Source organism: Streptomyces sp. NPDC001787 (genome assembly GCF_040297465.1).
GTDB lineage: Bacteria > Actinomycetota > Actinomycetes > Streptomycetales > Streptomycetaceae > Streptomyces.
Window position 1 is genome coordinate 89,558 of the sequence record NZ_JBEOZE010000024.1, and the last position, 18,950, is coordinate 108,507.

17 protein-coding genes and 2 pseudogenes are annotated in these 18,950 nt (G+C 70.0%); 12 read left to right on the forward strand and 7 right to left on the reverse strand.

Going from position 1 to position 18,950, the window contains the following annotated elements; translation table 11 throughout:
* Positions 1 to 3: 3 nt before the first annotated feature.
* On the reverse strand, positions 4 to 1,197 hold the full coding sequence (locus tag ABT170_RS28360; protein WP_351872066.1) for an MFS transporter: 1,194 nt from the start codon (positions 1,195 to 1,197) through the stop codon (positions 4 to 6).
* 66 nt (positions 1,198 to 1,263) lie between these two features.
* On the reverse strand, positions 1,264 to 1,866 hold the full coding sequence (locus tag ABT170_RS28365; RefSeq protein ID WP_351872069.1) for a VOC family protein: 603 nt from the start codon (positions 1,864 to 1,866) through the stop codon (positions 1,264 to 1,266).
* A 219-nt stretch (positions 1,867 to 2,085) separates the two neighbouring features.
* Between ABT170_RS28365 and ABT170_RS28370 the strand changes: the two genes are divergently transcribed.
* The gene (locus ABT170_RS28370; protein WP_329940919.1) at positions 2,086 to 2,571 is read left to right on the forward strand and encodes a MarR family winged helix-turn-helix transcriptional regulator; all 486 of its coding nucleotides are present in this window, start codon (positions 2,086 to 2,088) and stop codon (positions 2,569 to 2,571) included.
* A gap of 568 nt (positions 2,572 to 3,139) precedes the next feature.
* Here ABT170_RS28370 and ABT170_RS28375 read toward each other — a convergent pair.
* Positions 3,140 to 3,724, reverse strand: a complete 585-nt coding sequence (locus tag ABT170_RS28375; RefSeq protein WP_351872074.1) for a DinB family protein — start codon at positions 3,722 to 3,724, stop codon at positions 3,140 to 3,142.
* 183 nt (positions 3,725 to 3,907) lie between these two features.
* Positions 3,908 to 5,224 (reverse strand): MFS transporter, encoded by a 1,317-nt coding sequence (locus ABT170_RS28380; protein WP_351872077.1) that lies wholly within the window; start codon positions 5,222 to 5,224, stop codon positions 3,908 to 3,910.
* 89 nt (positions 5,225 to 5,313) lie between these two features.
* Here ABT170_RS28380 and ABT170_RS28385 point away from each other — a divergent pair, with 89 nt between their 5' ends.
* The 7 genes from ABT170_RS28385 (at position 5,314) to ABT170_RS28415 (ending at position 11,295) form a co-directional block, all read left to right on the forward strand.
* Positions 5,314 to 6,294, forward strand: coding sequence for an ArsR/SmtB family transcription factor (locus ABT170_RS28385; protein WP_351872080.1), 981 nt, complete (start codon positions 5,314 to 5,316; stop codon positions 6,292 to 6,294).
* 518 nt (positions 6,295 to 6,812) lie between these two features.
* A complete protein-coding gene (locus tag ABT170_RS28390) occupies positions 6,813 to 7,154 on the forward strand; it encodes an ArsR/SmtB family transcription factor (RefSeq protein ID WP_351872191.1) in 342 nt (113 codons plus the stop codon).
* Complete coding sequence (locus ABT170_RS28395) at positions 7,151 to 8,866, forward strand: SulP family inorganic anion transporter (RefSeq protein WP_351872083.1); 1,716 nt, start codon at positions 7,151 to 7,153, stop codon at positions 8,864 to 8,866. The genes ABT170_RS28390 and ABT170_RS28395 overlap by 4 nt, the downstream gene beginning before the upstream one ends.
* On the forward strand, positions 8,863 to 9,279 hold the full coding sequence (locus ABT170_RS28400) for a pyridoxamine 5'-phosphate oxidase family protein (RefSeq protein WP_351872086.1): 417 nt from the start codon (positions 8,863 to 8,865) through the stop codon (positions 9,277 to 9,279). Before ABT170_RS28395 ends, ABT170_RS28400 begins: the two co-directional genes overlap by 4 nt.
* Positions 9,276 to 9,701: an ATP-binding protein gene (locus ABT170_RS28405; protein ID WP_329940926.1), complete on the forward strand. Its 426-nt coding sequence runs from the start codon at positions 9,276 to 9,278 to the stop codon at positions 9,699 to 9,701. Before ABT170_RS28400 ends, ABT170_RS28405 begins: the two co-directional genes overlap by 4 nt.
* A 76-nt stretch (positions 9,702 to 9,777) precedes the next feature.
* Positions 9,778 to 10,134: a zinc ribbon domain-containing protein YjdM gene (locus ABT170_RS28410; RefSeq protein ID WP_351872194.1), complete on the forward strand. Its 357-nt coding sequence runs from the start codon at positions 9,778 to 9,780 to the stop codon at positions 10,132 to 10,134.
* Positions 10,135 to 10,932: 798 nt separating this feature from the next.
* A complete protein-coding gene (locus tag ABT170_RS28415; RefSeq protein WP_329940927.1) occupies positions 10,933 to 11,295 on the forward strand; it encodes an ArsR/SmtB family transcription factor in 363 nt (120 codons plus the stop codon).
* A gap of 104 nt (positions 11,296 to 11,399) precedes the next feature.
* On the opposite strand, the pseudogene ABT170_RS28420 reads toward ABT170_RS28415, so the two are convergent.
* Positions 11,400 to 12,032, reverse strand: a pseudogene (locus ABT170_RS28420) (transposase family protein); the annotation flags it as partial.
* Between the two features lie 71 nt (positions 12,033 to 12,103).
* On the opposite strand from ABT170_RS28420, the gene ABT170_RS28425 reads away from it, so the two are divergent.
* Entirely contained in the window at positions 12,104 to 12,487 is a 384-nt protein-coding gene (locus ABT170_RS28425; protein ID WP_329940928.1) for a hypothetical protein, read from the forward strand.
* Positions 12,488 to 13,208: 721 nt separating this feature from the next.
* Here ABT170_RS28425 and ABT170_RS28430 read toward each other — a convergent pair.
* Complete coding sequence (locus ABT170_RS28430; RefSeq protein ID WP_351872091.1) at positions 13,209 to 13,661, reverse strand: hypothetical protein; 453 nt, start codon at positions 13,659 to 13,661, stop codon at positions 13,209 to 13,211.
* A gap of 417 nt (positions 13,662 to 14,078) precedes the next feature.
* Here ABT170_RS28430 and ABT170_RS28435 point away from each other — a divergent pair, with 417 nt between their 5' ends.
* Together ABT170_RS28435 and ABT170_RS28440 are read left to right on the forward strand one after the other, a co-directional pair.
* The gene (locus ABT170_RS28435; RefSeq protein ID WP_351872094.1) at positions 14,079 to 14,666 is read left to right on the forward strand and encodes an ALF repeat-containing protein; all 588 of its coding nucleotides are present in this window, start codon (positions 14,079 to 14,081) and stop codon (positions 14,664 to 14,666) included.
* Positions 14,667 to 15,680: 1,014 nt separating this feature from the next.
* Positions 15,681 to 15,899, forward strand: coding sequence for a hypothetical protein (locus ABT170_RS28440; RefSeq protein WP_329940772.1), 219 nt, complete (start codon positions 15,681 to 15,683; stop codon positions 15,897 to 15,899).
* A 1,042-nt stretch (positions 15,900 to 16,941) separates the two neighbouring features.
* On the opposite strand, the gene ABT170_RS28445 is transcribed toward ABT170_RS28440, so the two are convergent.
* Positions 16,942 to 17,448, reverse strand: a complete 507-nt coding sequence (locus tag ABT170_RS28445; protein ID WP_329940773.1) for a hypothetical protein — start codon at positions 17,446 to 17,448, stop codon at positions 16,942 to 16,944.
* Between the two features lie 110 nt (positions 17,449 to 17,558).
* Here ABT170_RS28445 and ABT170_RS28450 point away from each other — a divergent pair.
* Positions 17,559 to 18,746, forward strand: a pseudogene (locus ABT170_RS28450) (transposase); the annotation flags it as partial.
* Positions 18,747 to 18,950: the final 204 nt, after the last annotated feature.

An 18,950-nucleotide genomic window follows, 5' to 3' on the forward strand; every position in this document is an offset into this window, starting at 1 on the left:
CGGTCAGTGGTCGACGGGGACGGGGGCAGCGATGACGGCACCCTCCCGTACGGGGGTGCGGCGCTCCAGGACGGCGGACCGGACGGCCAGCAGAAGCGCGGCTCCGGCGAGCAGCGCGCCGACCCAGTTCGGAGCGGTGTAGCCGAGGCCGGCCGCGATCACCTGGCCGCCGAGCCAGGCGGCGAGGGCGTTGCCGAGGTTGAAGGCGCCGATGTTGACGGCGGAGGCCAGGGTGGGCGCGCCGTGCGCCTGGTCGAGGACCCGCTTCTGCAGCGGCGGGACGGTGGCGAAGCCGAGCGCCCCGACGAGCAGGATGGAGACAGCTGCGAGGATCTTGTTGTGTGCGGTGAGGGTGAACAGGGCCAGGACGACGGCGAGTCCGCCGAGGGAGGCGTAGAGCATCGGCATCAGCTTCCGGTCGGCGAACTTGCCGCCGAGCAGGTTGCCGAGGAACATCCCGACGCCGAACAGGACCAGCAGCCAGGTGACGGCGCCGTCCGAGTAGCCGGCGACGTGGGTCATCATCGGCGCGATGTAGGTGATCGCCGCGAAGACACCGCCGAAGCCGAGGACGGTCATCGCCATGGCGAGCAGGACCTGGGGGTTGCGGAACGCCGTGAGCTCGCGGCGCAGGTGGGCGCCCTCGGGGCGGGGCAGGGCGGGGACGAGCTTGGCGATGCCGAGCAGTCCGACCACGCCGAGCGCGGCGACGACCGCGAAGGTGACGCGCCAGCCGACGGCCTGGCCGATGAAGGTTCCCAGGGGAACGCCGACGATGTTGGCGACGGTGAGGCCGGTGAACATCGTGGCGATGGCGCCGGCCTTCTTGTCGGGGGCCACGAGGTCGGCGGCGACCACCGAGCCGATACCGAAGAACGCGCCGTGGGCGAGGGAGGCCACGATGCGGCCGACGAGCATCACGCCCATGGTCGGTGCCACAGCGGACAGCAGATTCCCCGCCACGAACAGGCCCATGAGGATCATGAGCATCGTCTTGCGGCCGATCCGGGTGCCGAGCACCGTCATCAGCGGGGCGCCGATGACGACGCCGATCGCGTAACCGGTGACCAGGAGTCCGCCGGAGGGGATGGACACCCCGTAGTCGCCGGCGATCTCGGGCAGCAGGCCCATGATCACGAACTCGGTCGTACCGATCCCGAAGGCCCCGATGGCCAGGGCTAGGAGCGCGAGAGGCATGGTGTGCTGCCCTTCATACGATTGCTTTTACGCCTTACGCGCCCCGACAATACTTGCAGACGCTGGCTACATGCAAATGCGGGCAATCGTCTGTCGCCGATTATGGGTGACAGCGGCGGACACGTGAACGCGGGTGGGCCGGGGATCCTCTCGACCCGGGTCCCGCCCGCGCCGGTCGGGCACCTCAGCCGGCGAATCCACCCTCGGGCTGGACGATCTCCAGGTTGCCGCCGTCCGGGTCGTTGAAGTGGGCGACCTCGGATAGGCGACCTTGGTGCCGAGCGCCGCCTCGGGCGTCACCTCGCCCGCGATGAAGGCGTAGCCGGCCGCCTTCATCCGCCGGTACACCGCGTCGAAGTCGTCCACCCGCAGGCACAGAAGCATCGACCCCGGACGGCCGGCGGCACCCCTGGTCGACTCGCCCGGCGGGTTGCGGAACTCGACGAGGTCGACGCCGAGGCTGTTGTCGAGGTTGATCGTGGCGTAGCGCAGCTCCGCGGTGGACAGGCCCTGCGACGCGCCGAACGGCACGCTGCGCATGGTTCCCGAGGCGACGGGCTCGCGCCCGGTGAAGGCTTGGCAGAACGCGATCGAGGCGTCCAGGTCCGACACCGAGATCCCGACGTGGGCCGCCCGGGTGAGGTTCATCGGGGTGGCGGAAACGGCCATGACGATTCCCTCCGTTCCGAGCCCTGCGCGGCGGCGGTCGCCCTGCGGGGGCGGGGCGGATTCCTGGGGGCCGGATGGAGCCGATTCTCCGGACGGCGGCGGGCCGCGCATCCCGGCGCAACCGAAGCACATACTTGCATGGGCCGGATACACGCGCTGGCCGGTATTTTGCGCAAGGGCTTATCCTTGAAGGCGTTGCACCCGGAAGGAGCCACGCCCATGACCGCCACGGACCCCGCGCTGACCGCCCTCGCCAACGGCTGGGCCGCCCTCTACCTCCTGGCCGGCCGGATCGAGGCGCACATCGAGCGCACCCTCCAGGCCGAGCACGACCTGAGCGTGCGCGAGTACTCGCTGCTCGACGTACTCAGCCGCCAGCACGACGGCGAGGGCGGGCACCTGCAGATGAAGCAGGTCGCCGACGCGGTGGTGCTCAGCCAGAGCGCCACCACCCGCCTCGTCACCCGGCTGGAGGACCGCGGCCTGCTCTCGCGCTACCTCTGCGCGACCGACCGCCGCGGCATCTACACCGACGTGACCGGGTCCGGCCTGGAACTCCTGGAAGCGGCCAGGCCGACCAACGAGGCCGCCCTCCGGGAGGCGCTGGACGAGGCCGCCAAAAACCCCGAGCTGGCACCACTGGTCGCCACCGTCGAGGAGATGAACATGTCGCGACGGCACCCGGAGCCCGCTGCCACGCGCTGAGCACGACGAAGCCCCGGAACCTCGCCAAGGCGGTCCCGGGGCTTCGCGCTGACTGCTCCCCCGTCCTCGTCCTTTCCTCGAACAGGTCGCACTCCGGGAGCGCCTCGTCGGCCTCGACGGCCAAGAGAGCGGACGCCTGGCACCGGCAGGCCCTGCGGTTGCATGGCGCGCTGTACGCCGCGCACCTCACGGCCATAGCTCAGGCTTGGAACGAAATCCACGCGGCGGTGATCGACAGTGACGAGATGTGGCCCGAGCGCGCACGACTGGCGAGCCTTGCCTACCGGAACGTCCGCCTATTTGAGCCGCGCCGCCAGATGGCGATCACCGCTCCGCCGGAACTCGTCGCCCTGTCCGACCAAACGATGCGTAAGAGGCGTCCTGGCGAACAATCCGAACCCAGGGCAGAGGTACAGCAGTTGGGATGATCTCAAGGGCGAGAGCCTGGCGCGGTTCGACGCCTTCGGCACCCTGCGCCGCATGATCCGCCCGTACCTCAACCCCGAAGCCGGATGCGGGTAAGGGCTGTCCCGCAGTGGGCTAACGCCGGACTGCCCGGTATACCCGGCTAAGCCTTGATTGATGCGGCCGTTCTGGCGGCCTGCTCGATCTGCGCGCAGTGGGCTGCACGGGCTTCCTCGTCGATCCGCTGCTCGTGCTCGGCGCGCAACCCGGTCCGGCCGTCCAGACCCTCGCGCAGGATGTCGGCCTGCCCGGTGTGCCGGATGGATTCGCCGAGGACATGGACCAGGACGGCGAACAGGTTCGTGTCGGCGTGAGGCTCCGGCCACCACGGCACGTGACCGGGGGCGTCGAGGGGCAGCTCGTTGATCGTCGCGTCCGAGTGTTCCCACGTGCGCCGGTAGAACCCGATGATTTGATCGCGGTTCTCGTCCTCGGTGGCCCACAGATCGCTGCCATTGGAGTCCTGCCACCGGGGCAACGGCTCCGGTGAAGGGCGGCCGAAGACCTCGCCGAAGTACCTGGCCTCGACGTTGGCCACGTGTTTGACCAGGCCGAGGAGGTTGGTCCCGGTCGCTGTCAAAGGCCGGCGGGCGTCGTATTCGGACAAGCCGTCGAGTTTCCAGAGCAGTGCCTCGCGGTCCCGCCGCAGTCTCCCGTACAGGTTGTCCTTCGCGAATTCATCGATCATGCGGCATGAACCTTCCATGGGCTGTTCGTGGTCTCAAGATCCCGTACATGGTGCACCACGGCCGGCTGAACCGAGGCCGAGCGCTCCTGGCACAATGAGCTACCGGGAATGACTCTCTGTCAGAGAGACGTTGAGGCGGGGGTTGGGTGTGTGACGGCTGGCGGCCAGCGCAACCCGGGACGGTTACTGCGCAGGAGAACTACACGCATGCTGTTCGGTGCCGTTCTCTGATATCGCTGAGCAGTCCGGAACGGGGACCGGGAAGGTGGGTGGGTGCCAGGTGAGAATCCAGCCGGCGGTCAGTGCCGCCGCACCGCCCGCCAGGGCGATTGCGCCGCCTGTTCCGATGCCTGCGGCCACCGCGCCGAAGCAGGCCGGCCCTACGGCCTGCAGCGTCATACTGCCGGAGCCGAGCAGGCCGAAGGCCTGGCCCTGGCCACCCTGCGGCAGGGCGTCCAGGAACGGCCGCTGCAGGCCGAGACCGTAAGCGAATCCGAACCCGCAGAGCAGCAGCAGAAAGGACGAGACGCCCACTCCGGGCTCGGCGGCGAAGCCGACCAGCGGCAGTCCCATCAGCGCAGTCAAAGGGACCACCAGTCGCTCCCGGGTGGGTGGCCGCAGGAGTCGGCCCACCAGCAGGTCGCCGACCAGCATGCCGACCGGCAGACAGCCCATCAGCACCGCGTACCAGCCGGGCGCGAAGTGGCGTTCCCCCGCGTAGGCGACGAGCAGGCCTTCCGCGCCCGCTGCCGACGCGGGCGGTAGCCACTGGGCCAGCATCAGTCGGCGCACCGTGTGTTTGCGCAGCAGCAGGCCGGCACCGTGCAGGCTTGCCCGGACGGTGCCGCCATCGCCCCGAGCGCTGCCGGGTGTGTCCCCGAACTCTCCCGGCTGCAGCCGGGGTAGCCGGATGCGGACAGCGAGCGCGCAGCCGAGGTAGAGGACGGCGCTGACCGCGAGCGCCCGGCGCGGGCCGAGTGCCGCGACGGCCGCGCCTCCCAGCGCCAGACCGAACAATTGCGCGCCGGAGGCAGCGATGTTGTTCAGTGAACGGCCCAGTACATAGGCGTCGCCCTCCAGCGACTGCGCGACCAGCCGACTCGACGCGCCGTGAAACACCGGTGTGGCGAGGGCGACCAGCGCCACGACACCGAGGCCTGCCGCGATCGGCATCCGCACCAGGGCGAGCAGCAGGGCGGCGGCGCACGTCAAGGCGTAGCCGCCGGTGATGAGCGCGCGGGCCGGCAGCCGGTCGGCCAGTGAGCCCAGCAGCAGCGAGCCGAACAGCTGCGGAATGAAGCCGACGCCGAAGGCCAGTGCGCCCAGCATGGCGGAGCCTGTGGTCGAGAAGACCAGAACCGAGAACGTGGTGATCCGCAGCGCGTCCGCGGTGATCGCGACGGTACGGGTTGAGAAGAGCAGCCGGAATCGCGGCTCGGCCAGCACCTCCCGGTAGGTGGCACGGTGGTTGACCTGCACGGGCTCGGCGGTTGGAGTCATGACGAGCAGCCTCGCCGTGTGCCCACGCCACTCACCAATGATTCGTCGCTGGACGAATCCGAATCGATGTCCTTCGGTAGCATGGCGCGGTGCTCCGCTTCGAAGTCTCCGCCGAGGACCTGCTGCGCAGCCGCTTCGCACTGTCGCCCGCGATGGACCTCTGCTTCCTGCTGCGCTCGCTCGCCGGCCAAGACCGGCTGCTGCCGCGAGCCTGGGCCGCCCGGCTCCTGCCGGCCTTCGAACGGCTTCGCCGCGAGAGCGAACTGGACGCCGCCCTCGCCCTGCACACCCCGCAATCCGGACCGAACTTCGTCGCCCCGCCCCCGCGCGGCCTCAACCAGACCTGGGCTGACGACCTGGCCATGATCCGGGCCACACCGCTGGAGGCGGCCCGCCGCGAAATCGCCACCAACGCGACCGGCCCGTCCGCCCGTGATCCCCGCGTACGCGCGGTGCTGGATTCCACGGACGCCGTCTCCAGGATCGCCGAGGCGATGGACCAGGCCTGGCACGTGCTGCTCGCCACGGACTGGCCGCAGCTGCGCGCGGTCTGTGAACGCGACGTCGTGCACCGGGTGGGTGTGATCGGCGAACACGGATGGACCACGACCATCGAGAGCCTGCACCCGAGCATCGCCTGGCAAGCCGGCGGTATCGAGGTCGGCCACTTCCCCCAAGTCGGAACAGTCCGCCTCGCCGGCGACGGGCTCCTGCTGATCCCTTCGGTCTTCGTCGCGAACATCGCCGCCCACCTGGAAGACCCCTGGCCCAGGACCTTGGTCTATCGTGCCCGCGGCACCGGCGCCCTGTGGGGCGAACAGGAGACCGTCCCCCAACCGGACGCCCTGACCGCTCTGGTCGGCCGGTCCCGAGCCCGGCTGCTGTTGGCGCTGGACGCCCCGGCCAGTACCAGCCACCTCGCCCGAAGCCTCGCCATGACACCCGGCGCGGTAGGAGACCACCTCGCCATCCTGCGAGGCGCGGGACTGCTCGTCCGCGCCCGGTCCGGACGGTCGGTGCTCTACCGGCGCACGCCGCTCGGCGAGGCCCTGGTCGGCGGTTCGGGCTGAGGGCTCGGATCAGCACTTCCTGAGGCGTCGCCGGCAGCTGATCGCGCAGCCGAGGGTGAGGAAGGTCTGGTGGACGCCGACGCGGATCTCCCAGCGGATACGCAGTCGGCGGAACCAGGGCAGAAGTGCGAAGGCCGCTTCGACGGCCTAGCGGTTCTTGTCCGGGCCGCTTCCGTTCCCGGTGCCGCGCCGGGCGATGGGCGGGCGGATACCCAGCTCACGGACCTGGCGACGGCAGTCGAGCGATGGGCCGTCGCGAGCGGCACAAGGGTCGGGCAGGGTCCCTTCGACGCCCAGCGTTCCAGGCGGCTACAGCGTCCCGGCGGAGTGCGGCCGGATCCCGCTTCCGCTCCACGCCGGATCGCGCTTCCCCTCCGCGGGGCGAGTCTCTCCACAAATCTTTGAATTGCGAAATTATGCAATTCACTACATGCTGTGTTGGTCGTGCACGGAGACGGCCGCTGACACGGCGCTGGGTGACACCCCGGGGTACCGGGGCAGTGAGGGGGTCCGCGATGATGCCGGTGCCGCTGTACCAGGCGAAGGCCGAGTTCTTCCGAATGCTTGGGCACCCGGTCCGCATACGCGTGCTGGAGCTGCTGCAGGACGGGCCGATGCCGGTGCGCGACCTGCTCGCGGCGATCGAGGTGGAGCCCTCCGCGCTGTCGCAGCAGTTGGCCGTGCTGCGCCGGTCGGGCATTGTCGCCTCGACCCGGGAGGGCTCGACGGTGGTGTACGAGCTGGCGGGTGGGGACGTCGCGGAGTTGATGCGGGCCGCGCGGCGGATCCTGACCGAGATGCTGGCCGGTCGGAACGAACTCCTGGAAGAGCTGCGCGGAGCCGAGGTCGCCGCCCGGTGAGTACGTTGCTTGCCCTGTCCTGGGACCGCGTCTCCGCTCTGCTGCCTGCCCGCGCCGACTTCGCCGTCATGGCCCGCAACCCGCGCCGCGACCTGCTCGCCGGCCTCACCGTCGCCGTCGTCGCGCTGCCGCTCGCCCTCGGCTTCGGAGTCTCCTCCGGCCTCGGCGCCGAAGCCGGGCTGGCGACCGCCGTAGTGGCGGGCGCCCTTGCCGCCTTGTTCGGCGGCTCCAACCTCCAGGTCTCCGGCCCCACCGGCGCTATGACGGTCGTGCTGGTGCCGATCGTCGCCCAGTACGGGCCCGGTGGGGTACTGACGGTGGGGCTGATGGCCGGTGCCCTGCTGATCGCGCTCGCGCTGCTGAGGGCCGGCCGGTACATGCGCTGTCTCCCGGCGCCGGTGGTGGAGGGCTTCACCTTCGGCATCGCCTGCGTCATCGGCCTCCAGCAGGTCCCCAACGCGCTCGGGGTGGCAAAGCCGGAGGGCGAAAGGCTCCTCGTGGTGACCTGGCGCGCGGTCGCGGCATTCGTGACGACCCCCAACTGGGCCGCCGTGAGTCTTGCCGTCGCCGTGGCGGCCGTGATGCTGCTGGGTGCTCGCTGGCGCCCCGCCATCCCGTTCTCGATCGTCGCGGTCTTCGCGGCGACCCTGGCAGCCCGGTTTCTCCACCTGGATGCGGCCGCCCCGATCGGCGAGCTGCCCTCCGGGCCGCCCGCACCTTCGCTCGGTTTCCTCGACCTGTCCGCGCTGGGCTCACTGCTCGCTCCGGCCGTCGCGGTCGCGGCGCTGGCCGCGCTGGAGTCGCTGCTGTCGGCGACCGTCGCGGACGGGATGACGGTGGGACAGAAGCACGACCCGGACAAGGAACTGTTCGGGCAGGGCATCGCGAACCTGGCCGCCCCGCTGTTCGGCGGCGTCCCCGCCACCGCGGCCATCGCCCGTACCGCCGTCAACGTCCGCACCGGCGCGGGATCCCGGCTCGCCGCCCTCACCCACGCCGCCGTCCTCGCGGTCATCGTGTTCGCCGCCGCTCCGCTCGTCTCCCGGATCCCCCTCGCCGCGCTGGCCGGGGTGCTGCTGGCCACCGCGATCCGCATGGTCGAGGTCAGTGCGCTGCGGGCGATGGCCCGAGCGACCCGCGCGGACGCGATCGTCCTGGTCCTGACCGCCCTCGCCACGCTCGCCCTGGATCTGGTCCACGCGGTCGTCATCGGCCTCGTCGTGGCCGGGGCGCTGGCGCTGCGCGCGGTTGCCGACCAGGCCCGCATGGACCAGGTCGACCTTCGCCCGGTTCTGCCCGGCGAGCACAGCGACGAGGAACACGCCCTGTTGGCCGAGCACATCGTGGCCTACCGGATCGACGGGCCGCTGTTCTTCGCCGGCGCCCACCGCTTCCTCCTGGAGTTCTCCGAGGTCGCCGACGTGCGCGTGGTGATCCTGCGTATGTCGCGGGTGTCGACCATGGACGCGACCGGAGCGCTGGTCCTCAAGGACGCGGTGCAGAAGCTGAACCGGCGCGGCATCGCCGTGCTGGCCTCCGGGATCCGTCCCGGCCAGCGCCAGGCCCTGCGATCGGTCGGCGCGCTGGAGCTGCTGCAGGTGGAGGGCCGGGAGTACGCCACCACCCCGGAGGCCATCGCCGGGGCCCGCGCCCACCTGCACCGGGCCGGGCTGCTGCCCGCCGCCCCCGACACCGAGGAGGCTTCCCGATGACCGCCTCCACCGCACGCCACATGGTCGAGGTGTCCGGCACCGAGGCACTGTGGCTGCTCGAAAGCGCCGCCCAGGGCCGCCTGGTATATGTCCGGCGCGAGCAGCCGGTGCTTCGTCCGGCCGTCCACATCCTGGAGTACGGCCGCCTGATCGTCCGCACCCCGGCCCAGGCCGCCGCCCTGTCCGCACGGGCCCGGCTCACCTATCAGTCGGACGAGATCAAGGTGGCCGGCGGCACCGGCTGGACCATGACCGCCACGGGCCCGGCCGAGTTGATCACCGATCCGGACGAGGCCGCGCACTACCGCCGTACCCTGCCCGGCTGGGCGCACGGACCGCACGACACCCTGGTGCGTATCCGTCCGCAGACGGTGACCGGGTTCCGCCTGGCCCACGCCGAGGCCGCCCGATGAGCATCCACCTCGAATCGCTTCCCCTGCGGCATGTGCTGACGCTGCCCGCGATGGGCTCGGCGGTAAGGATCGCGCGCGAGACCACTGAACAGGTCCTGATGGAGTGGGGTGTCGGCCGACACCACCCCACAGTGGATCCGGCGCTGCTGATCCTGTCCGAGCTGGTGGCCAACAGCGTCCGGCACGCCGCGGCGCTGTCCCCGAATGTCACCGTGATCTACGCGGCCGGCCAGGACTCCTTCGCCTTCGCAGTCCACGACCGCCACCCGTACCGGCCCGCCCTGTTCGCATCGGCCACCGGTACCAGCAGCGGTGGGCTGGGCACCGTCATGGAGCTCACCCTCGGGCTGGGCGGTACCGCCGTGGTCCGGGGCGATGCGGACGGCAAGGGCAAGAGCATCTGGATCACCCTCCCCCTGTGAAGGACCGAGGCGGCAGCGGATGACCATGCACCAGAAAGATCAAGGCAAGGAAAGACGAGGAAAGACCATGAGTGATGTGTCCGAGAAGCTTCCGCCGTGCCCCGAGTGCTCCGGTACGTACACCTACGGAATGGGCGCCCTGCTGGTCTGTCCCGAATGCGGCCACGAGTGGTCACCCGTCTTGGCCGAACCCGCGGGCAGCGGTGCCGAGAACGCGGTGATCAGGGACGCGGTCGGCAATGTGCTCGCCGACGGCGACACGGTCACGGTGGTCAAGACACTGAAGGTCAAGGGCAGCCCGTCCGGGATCAAGGCCGGTACCAAGGTACGCAACATCCGGCTCGTGGACGGGGTGGACGGCCACGACATCGACTGCAGGATCGACGGATTCGGGCCTATGCAGCTCAAATCCAGCGTGGTCAAGAAGGCCTGATCACACACCTCGGCCCGTCCCCGCCGAGCACGGACACGGGGAGGTGGTCCCGCCCTCGGCGGGGACGGGACCCACTGTGCCGCAGGGGTGAGGAGGTGCGAGGTGCCCGGTGATCGAGGCGCGGTCGCGCGGCGTAGGCCCGCAGCAGGTCGAGTGCCGGCCAGGCCACCTCGCTCATCTCCGTGGCCGAGCAGGACGATGACATGCCCCTCCGCACGGCAGGGGAATCCGATTCCTGTCCGCGGCGCGCTGTCGTCCCGCACGAGGGGGCCCGTACGGGGCCGGCATCCGGCCGGCCCCACCGGTGAAGCGGGCGTTGCCTGCCGCGCCGAGCCGGCCGTCCAGATGATCACTCCCACGCCACGCCTGTCCTCGTAGTGCCAGTCGAAGCACATGGGCGCCTATTGCTTCGCAGGTCAACACATATGACCAGCGGGATTGACGGCGTGGGCGGCCGACCCGGTGCCCACGGGCCAGCAGGCCTGCGGGCACCAAGTGATCGTGCCCCGGCGCGGGCAAATCGTCGTGCTCGCCGACGGCTGTCGACGAGCACATGAGACGGCGGACCAGGCACCTCAGAAGGGCTACGGCGGAGCCGGGCAGCCGGGGAAGCACACGGAACCCCCTCTCACGGCTTTCGGAATTGCCGATCTCAGTAATCCCCAAGGTCATGATGCGCGTGCGAAGACGCGAGGATGTCCTCATGAAGAAGAGTTTTGGGCGCGTGCGCCGCACGCCGCACGCACGACAGCGGACCGCCGGCACCCCGGTGGCCTTTACCGGTGCGGGGCGGGCGCTATGAGCGCGCCGCTCTACCAGCTGAAGGCGGAGTTCTTCAAAACCCTCGGCCACCCGGTCCGCATCCGAGTGCTGGAACTCCTCAGTCAGCGCGAGCACGCGGTCTCCGAAATGCTGAGAGAGGTGGGCGTCGAAGCGGCCCACCTCTCCCAGCAACTGGCCGTACTGCGCCGCGCCAACCTCGTCACCCCCCGCCGCGAGGGCTCGGCCGTCTACTACTCACTGACCAACCCCCAGGTGGCGGAACTGCTGCGGGTCGCCCGCACGATCCTGTCCGGCGTGCTGGCGGGCCAGGCTGAACTCCTGGCCGACCTCCAGGCCGCTGAACCCGAGGCCGCACCACGGCGGCCCAGGTCGTCCTAGCCCGGCCGCACCCCCCGACCGGCGGCCGTCTCCCAGCCGGGCACCATCCGGTGCCCGCCCTCACCCCGGCCGAGTGTGGCAGAACGACGCGGGCCCGGACCGGCCTTGTGGGACTTGTTGTGATCCTGCTTCCAGTCCGGGAATCCGGTCTGGCCGCGATCACGTCGGTGCGCGATGAGGAGTCCGGTGCACGGGTATCCGCCGTCGGCGATCGTGAGGGTCGTGCCGACGGCGGCCGTGGCGCCGCACTCCCCCCATGCCCTGGAGTCGTTTGCTGTTCCCGGGAGAGCGGCCGGCCGACCACGACGACCAGGCGGGTGCCGGCGTCGATGACGACCTGGTGGTGGGTGGAGTACCGATAGTTCTTCGGCTGCGCGGCGACGGTGTGGTCACGGGCAGGGGCCGGAATGACGTCCCACGATGAGCACTGCGTCCTTGGCGAACCGCTTGCGCGGCTGGAGCGCAAGCATCGCCCCAGGTGGTCGATGATGCGGTCAGCCGCCGACTTCGACACCCCCGAACAGCGGCGCGGGCCGGCGCATCGTGAGGTTCGTGCGCCAGTACGCCGCGACCAGCAGTGCCCGGCCGCCAGTGGAAGGCTCCAGGGCCGGCCCTTGCGGACCACGTCCGCGCCCTCGCGCCCGCAGTACCGTCACCCGCCTCCTGAAGGCACGGGGGCTCAGCCCGGTGAACGGGGCTGTCCAGGACGGCTCGGACGCCGTGATCACGCCGGCCACACCAAAATCATCCCAGTTGCCGAGGCTGCCCCGTGTCCTCGATCCTGTATGCCCGGCAAGCAGGAGGGCACATGGGACTGGTTCTTTTCCCGGGCGACGGAGACAACAGCAGTCCGGATGTCTCCTGGTCCTACAGCGGCTTTGCCGCGTTCCGGCAGCGTCTGTCCGAGGCCGAGGGGATCATCCTCTCCGAGATGTGGGGCTTCGGCGGCGAGCGCCCATGGAGCGAGGCGTCCACCGCTCTGGAATCACTCCTCGATCATCCGGATGACGGCGGTGACGACCTCTCTCCTTCCAAGTGCGCGTCGATTCTGGTCCGGCTGGAGGCGATCACCGACCAGTGGGCACGGGAGGGCGGCGACCGGCTCCTCCAGCAGCACATCGAGGAAGCCCGCCGGCCGGCGAGTGTCCCGAGACTCTGCGTCCACAAGGACGTCCCGCTGGTCCTCCTCTGAAGCCCACCACCACGGAACCCACTTATGGGACAGCCCGTAGGTCAGAGGGGGGTCCGGGGAGTCGAGCCACAGAGTGTGTGCGCCGTCGCTGTGCAGAGTCAGCCCGTGCCGGCCGACGCCGGGGGGCCGTTGTTCTCCCAGGCCGCGTACGCGACGGTGATCTCGGTCCACCGTTGGCGGGGGCCGGCTTGGGTGCGAGTGAACTCGGTGTTGTGGGTGCCGTCGAAGTCAACGGTCGCCCACGAGGTACGGTCGTGTCCCCGACACGGAGGCGTACGGCGACGTGCTCGCCGGTGGTGTCCCAGGAAGAACGCGCCAGCACCGTGAGTCCGAGGTGGAACTCGGCGTCCGGATCCCCGTCGGCCACCGCCCACGGCGAGACCTCCGTCGCCGACCCCACCTCCGGGTCAGGTCCGGCCGGCCGTGGTCCCCGTTCGGAGTCGTCTCGTCGCTGCTGGGCGCATGGGCGTGAAGGAGGCGAAGTCTTGGAACGGGCCCTCCCCAGCACGGCTCGCCCTGACGGTGGTGAGAGGCTGTCGTAGCGGCACCAGGACGATGTCCGCCGCGTCACGATCCGCCCGCCCGGCTTGGTTTGAGCGAGCCAGGCGGGAGGCACCGGTCGACGGAGAACACGGCCACCAGCGCGTACGGCGCCGATTCCGGCCAGGCCCCCCTGCCTGCTGCGGTCCACTGCGCCACGGCGGGGGCTTTCCGGTGGCCTTCAGGTTCCGATCGCCCTGTTCGGCAAGAACCGGTTCCAGCTCCGCCGCGTAACGCCGTCTTGCCCGAGCAACGCACGCAGCAACGCTGCGATGAAGCCGGTCCTCGCGCCCAACTGGAGGCCTTTGACAGCCTGTTGCCGCATCCTCGCAGGAGTGGCGACCTTGGCCAGCCGGAGCATGCGCGGGGCCATCGAGGGCATCGACGCCGACGAGGAGGGCAGGCCGTCGGTGAACTGGCCGACCAGGGTCTGGTCCTCATGGGCTGCGGCCATCCACTCCCCCGGATCTGCTGCCCGGTCGATGGGCCAATACCCGCCCTGACCATCGCGCACCCGCACGTTCGCGGGCAGGAACCGGTGACAGAGCACCTCCCACAGTGCCGCGGCCAGTTCCTCGGACACGGAGCGTCCGAGCCGTTCAGCGATCTCCGCGAGCAGCCCCTGCGTCTTCACCGCTTGGGACGGTGTATTCACCGCACGCTGCTTCGCTTCCGACACAGGAGGAGACGGAGGTGGGGGTGGGGGGGAGGTACGGGGCGGTTCGGCTGGTGTCCGTCATCCCCGATCGGAGACCAGCGCCTGGCGGTCACGACATCCACGAGGCCTCTCCTGCTTCTTGCTGGTCTTCAGGTGCGATGCACCGCATCTGACGCCGCGCGCTGATCCACCAGGAATTGCGGGACAGCCCTGAGATCGGCCTGCTATCACCGCTTTCGCCGCCGCCATGCATCGACCACGTCCGCGGCGACGGTGCCCTGCGACCGCAGCGGGGCAACTACCGCTGTCAGACCCAGGTGGCAGAATCACCGAAGTGAACGCCCTGAGGCGTCCTCAACTCGCCTCCGTAGCGAACGAAGAGGAGCATTCCCCTTGCGACTGCATCGCGTAACGCCCGGCATCGTCGCGGGCATCCTTGCCCCGACCCTCCTGCTCGCCACCCCGTCCTTCGCCGCCACGGCGGCACCGGCCGCGGTGACGGTGCCCGCGGTGTCCTCGTCCGCGGACGAGCCGGACGCCGACGACCTGAGGGCGGCCATATTCCGGATCCTCGCCGACCCGGACAGCGGCCGGCGTGTGACACGAGAAGCCAACGCCCTCCTGGACGCCAACGACCCTGAGGCGATGCGCGCCTGGCTGGAGACCGGCTACCGCATCGCCCAGGCCGAGGACGACCGCGTCGCCATCACGCGCCTGCTCGCCGACCCCGACAGCGGCCGACGCGTCATCGCCGAGGTCAACGCCCTCCTGGACGCCAACGACCCTGACGCGATGCGCGCCTGGCTGGAGACCGGCTACCGCATCGCCCAGGCCGAGGACGACCGCGTCGCCATCGTCCGCATCCTCGCCGACCCGTCCATCAGCCCGGCCCTGCGCGCGGCAGCCAACGCCGCCCTCGACGACAACACACCCGAAGCGCTGCGCTACTTCCTGGAAGTCGGCAGGTACGAGGTCGCCTGACCGGCACAGCGCCGCACCACAGCGCGTCGCCCGGGTGGCACGTCCTGCCGCACGCCCGGTCGCCGGAACGCCGAGAATCCGGGCGGGGCCGCCTGCACCTCTATGTGCCGGCGGCCCCGCCCGGCAGGCCCTGTGTCGGCCTGGCGCCCTCGCAGAGTTCTGTGGGCTCGCCGCCCGGTGCGGCTCCGATCGAACCTGGGGGGCGGAATCGGTCGTCCACGCCCACTCTGGCCGGTTCGATGACCCGAGCGCGCGTACACGGCCGGTAGCCGCGCAGTCCAATCAGGTTCCCTGCGTTTGCGCCTCCCCCTTTCGCACCTCCTTCGCACCGTACGAGACACAGGCGAGTGTCTGGAGAACCGTCGAACTTCGGCTCGTAGAGCCAGCCGTCGCCTTCGGGCAGCACTGGCACCGCCGTGGCCTGCGCCACCTTGATCGGGAACTCCACACCCCGATCCTGCGGGCACGGACACGCAAGGGGGCGGCGAGCGATCCGAGCAGCCAACCGCCCACCGGCCCCGGACCGCTTGCTGGCCGGGTCGGGGCTCTACGGCCCGCACACGGATCTGTACAAGGGCCGGAGCCACCGCGAGAGAACACCCCTGTCCGCAGTCTGACGTTCAGCGCCGATCGGTGTCTCCGTTTCCGCCTTGGCCAGGTAGCGGCTGAGTGGTTGTCCGTAGCCGACCCCACGCCGTCCGGCTGTCCGCTCAGCCGAGTCGCCAGTCCGAGAGCCGTGGGCGCGGTCTCGCCGCGGAGACCGACACCGTCAGGTCCCGCTCACCAGCCGAGTCCAAGGGCGCGGCTGACGGCAGTGCCTTCGCCGTCGTGGACGAAGGCGAGCAGGATCACGCGGCCGGCGAGGCCGGCCGATGACTTGCGGCGTCGTCGATCAGGGAGCGCCAGTGATGTGATGGCTTCATGCGACGTGCGAACTGTGTGACCAGGAACCACATAGAGGTGTGGCGTGCACGTACCCTGCCGGCAGCTCCGGAACGGGTCACGTTCTGGACGGTGTCGCGTGGTTCTCTCCTGCCACACCTGGTCTGGTCCGGCGTGGCGTGCTTCGTGTACGTCGTCTACGGCCCAGTCGTGGCAGTGGTCCTCGGTGGGCTCCTCGCGTTTTCGTTCATCGTGGGGATCGTGCTCCGTCGCGGGGCCGGACACTCCGTTCGCTGCAGCGTCTACGGCGCGGAGGGCGGTGTGCTGGACAAGTCCATGGCCGGGTTCTGAGGTGCTGCGGCGGAGGCAGCCCGTCGTTGTATCGGGTGTGTTGCGACAACCACGAGAACTGAAGCCTTCCAGCCCGGCGCCTCTCGCTGCCCATGCCCGTGCTCCTGGCCATGCCCGCCGTACGTCATCCCTAGTGACGTACGGCGGCGCTCCGTGCCGCCGCCGAACAGTACGCGCCGGCCGCCACGGCCCGCCCCACGGGAGACGGCCACAGCCTCAGGTCCTCGGCGAACCGCGCTGATCCCCAACTCCTCGGAAAGCTCCCGCGCGGTCTGGCCGGCCAGTACCGGCTCGTCCAGCACCGCTCCTTCCTGGGGATGCTCCACATAACCGCCCGGCAGCTGCAAGCCGCCCGGAACAGCCGTAGAGGGCGACATCCTCGCTGCCGGCACACGGCCGTCATTGGTCGGCTGAACAACGTTCACGAATAGCGAGGGCAGTGCGGTGGTGCCGGGAACGCGACGCAGCGCGTAGTGCCGGTAGGTCGCACGCACCCGGGAGAAACGCAGGATCCACAGTCCGGTCCGGTCCCCCACACGCCGGCACAGGCCCGCAGAAGAGGGCGGGGTTGGCCCGCACGCCCTCTCTCACTACGTATCGGCTTCAGAAGCTTCCGTCCTCGGAAGCGAGGCGGGTCGTAGTGACCGGTCTCGCCTGCTCGCGTGGCTTCGTGGTGCGGACGCTGCAGTACGCCTCCAAGCGCGTCACTGCCACCGCCCCACCGGTGGCGACCGTTCACCGATTCTGCGGTGGCAAGGCTCTGCGTGGTCAACGTGTCGGTACGGTACGGACATCGGCACCGGTCTGACCTGCGTCGATGTCGTCGCGCTCCGCGTACTGCGGGCGGCCTCCTCCTGGGGGGTGCCCGTGAGCAGGAGCATGAGAACAGCGGACCCGGTCGGGGTCAGGTGCGTCCAGCGGCCGGCTCGCCGATCCGGCATCGCACGGTATCCGCACCACCGGATGCACGGTGGCCGGCCCGACAGCCAGGAGCGTGGGTCAGTGCTGACTGACTGGAGGCCGTCCCCGGGGAACCCGCGACTCAGTCGCTGCCGAGCCCGAAGGCGACCAGCTCGTACGTCGGCCACGCCGATGCCCCGTCAACCTCGCCGCTTTCCGGCGCCTCGAAGAGCAAGTCGACACCACTGTTGAGGATCTTCACGGTGACACTCGACCGGTTTTCGCCCCGCGTGCTCAACTGGATGCCCCAGCCGTACCGCGCGAACTCCGGAAGCATCTCGGCAAGCGTCCGTGGCCGGTCGTCGCACACGATCCACGGGTCGATGGTGAGCTGACCAGCCTTGCTTGTCGCGGACAGCAGTGCAGGAAGGCAATCGCACCAGACGCGGAACAGGCTGTCATCGAAGAAGTGCAGTTCCAACGCGCCGTAAGCCCACGCCGCGAACCCACTCGGCTCGGCGAACTCGTCGACGGCAGCGGGAAGCCGATCGCGCAGCTCCGTCATCGTCGCCCCGAGACGGACCGGACCCAATGTTCCGGTGGCCAGGAACTCGCGCATGTCGAGGTGCAGCGGATCGGCAGTCGTCACCGCAGCATCATAGAAGTCACGCGGCGCTGACCGCCCTGGGAGCGTTGGTCAGTGGCCAACCCCCACAGCCTGTCGTGATCTTTCGCGTGGGAGGATCTTGTTATGTCTGGCGGGCGATCGGGCGCAAGTGCCTCGAAGACGTGGCGTTCCGTTACCTGGCGGCAGGGGACGGCCCTGACTACCGGTCGATATCCCGGTTCCGTGCCCGGCACCTGGACGCGCTGGCCGGCTTGTTCACCCAGTCGCTGCACCTGGCGCAGAAGCCTGGGATGGTGAAGATGGGCCGCATCGCGCTGGATGGCACGAAGCTGGAGGCGAACGCCTCCAGGCACAAGGCGATGAGCTGCACCAGGCTGGTCGACAAGGAACAGCAGGTCGAGATCGCAGAACTGGAGACTGCCGCGGCGGCACCTGCTGGCCGATGCTGCGGCCGTGGACGCCGCCGAGGATGAGAAGTTCGGCGGGGACGGCAAGGAGACCGACCTGCCGACCGAGCTGGACCGGCGGGAGAAGCGCCTGGCCAGGTTGCAGGCCGCCCGCGCTCAAATCGAGGACGAGGCGAAGGCCAAGGCTGCTGCGCCCGCTGAGGAGTCGGCCCGCAGGAAGGCCAAGCGGGCCGGGCGCGAACCCGGCGTCGACGAGCTCGACCAGGCGCGGGCTCAGGCCGCCGACAAGGCGCGGCCGAAGGACAAGGCGCAAGCCAACTCCACCGACCCGCAATCGCGAATCATGAAGAACAGTGACGGCGCCCGCATCCAGGCCTACAACGCCCAGGCTGTTGTGGACGACGCCCACCAGATCATCACCGCCGCCGACGTCACCACGAACCCGGCCGACGCGCTGAACTACACGACGTTGCTCGACCAGTCCGCCGCCAACACCGGTACCCACCCACGTCAGGTGCTGGTTGACGCAGGGTACTGCTCCGAAACGAACCTCACGGCCGCAGCCGAGCGCAAGGCCGAGCACGGCACCGACACCTTCATGGCCACCGGCCGCCCGGCCCACGACGAGCAGGTACCCACCGCCCCGCGTGGACGCATCCGGTCCGACGCCTCGGCCCGGGAGCCGCATGGCCCGCAAGCCGCGCACCAAGCCTGGACGCGCCGCCTACGCCCGCCGCAAGCCATCGTCGAACCGTATTCGGCCAAATCGTGACCTGCCAGAACGGCCGTGAGCTACTGCTGCGCGGCGAAGCCGGAGCCCGCGGCGAATGGCGGCTGCTCGCCGCCTGCCACAACCTCCGCAAGATCTTCCGACACGCCGTAACCGCCGGACTGACCGCCCCCCAGGGCTGACCACCCGGCCGGACGGCCGCAGCCGGGCTCACCGAGCCCGGTCGACACCCTCGCGAACCGGTCCCAAAGCCACAGGCGCCACGGCAAGCCCATGGATAGCCAGCCAGCCGATCACAGAGCCCCGGAGGCTTGTTCAATTCCGACCCACGCTCCTAAGAGCTGTCCCGGCCCGAGGAGATCGAGCGGGACAGGCGCATTCCCTCC

Coding starts and splice junctions, on each gene's coding strand:
- ABT170_RS28405 (WP_329940926.1), top strand. CDS start 9,276: ATGAGCATCCACCTCGAATCGCTTCCCCTGCGGCATGTGCTGACGCTG.
- ABT170_RS28380 (WP_351872077.1), bottom strand. CDS start 5,224: ATGACTCCAACCGCCGAGCCCGTGCAGGTCAACCACCGTGCCACCTAC.
- ABT170_RS28400 (WP_351872086.1), top strand. CDS start 8,863: ATGACCGCCTCCACCGCACGCCACATGGTCGAGGTGTCCGGCACCGAG.
- ABT170_RS28360 (WP_351872066.1), bottom strand. CDS start 1,197: ATGCCTCTCGCGCTCCTAGCCCTGGCCATCGGGGCCTTCGGGATCGGT.
- ABT170_RS28390 (WP_351872191.1), top strand. CDS start 6,813: ATGCCGGTGCCGCTGTACCAGGCGAAGGCCGAGTTCTTCCGAATGCTT.
- ABT170_RS28365 (WP_351872069.1), bottom strand. CDS start 1,866: ATGGCCGTTTCCGCCACCCCGATGAACCTCACCCGGGCGGCCCACGTC.
- ABT170_RS28370 (WP_329940919.1), top strand. CDS start 2,086: ATGACCGCCACGGACCCCGCGCTGACCGCCCTCGCCAACGGCTGGGCC.
- ABT170_RS28375 (WP_351872074.1), bottom strand. CDS start 3,724: ATGATCGATGAATTCGCGAAGGACAACCTGTACGGGAGACTGCGGCGG.
- ABT170_RS28415 (WP_329940927.1), top strand. CDS start 10,933: ATGAGCGCGCCGCTCTACCAGCTGAAGGCGGAGTTCTTCAAAACCCTC.
- ABT170_RS28425 (WP_329940928.1), top strand. CDS start 12,104: ATGGGACTGGTTCTTTTCCCGGGCGACGGAGACAACAGCAGTCCGGAT.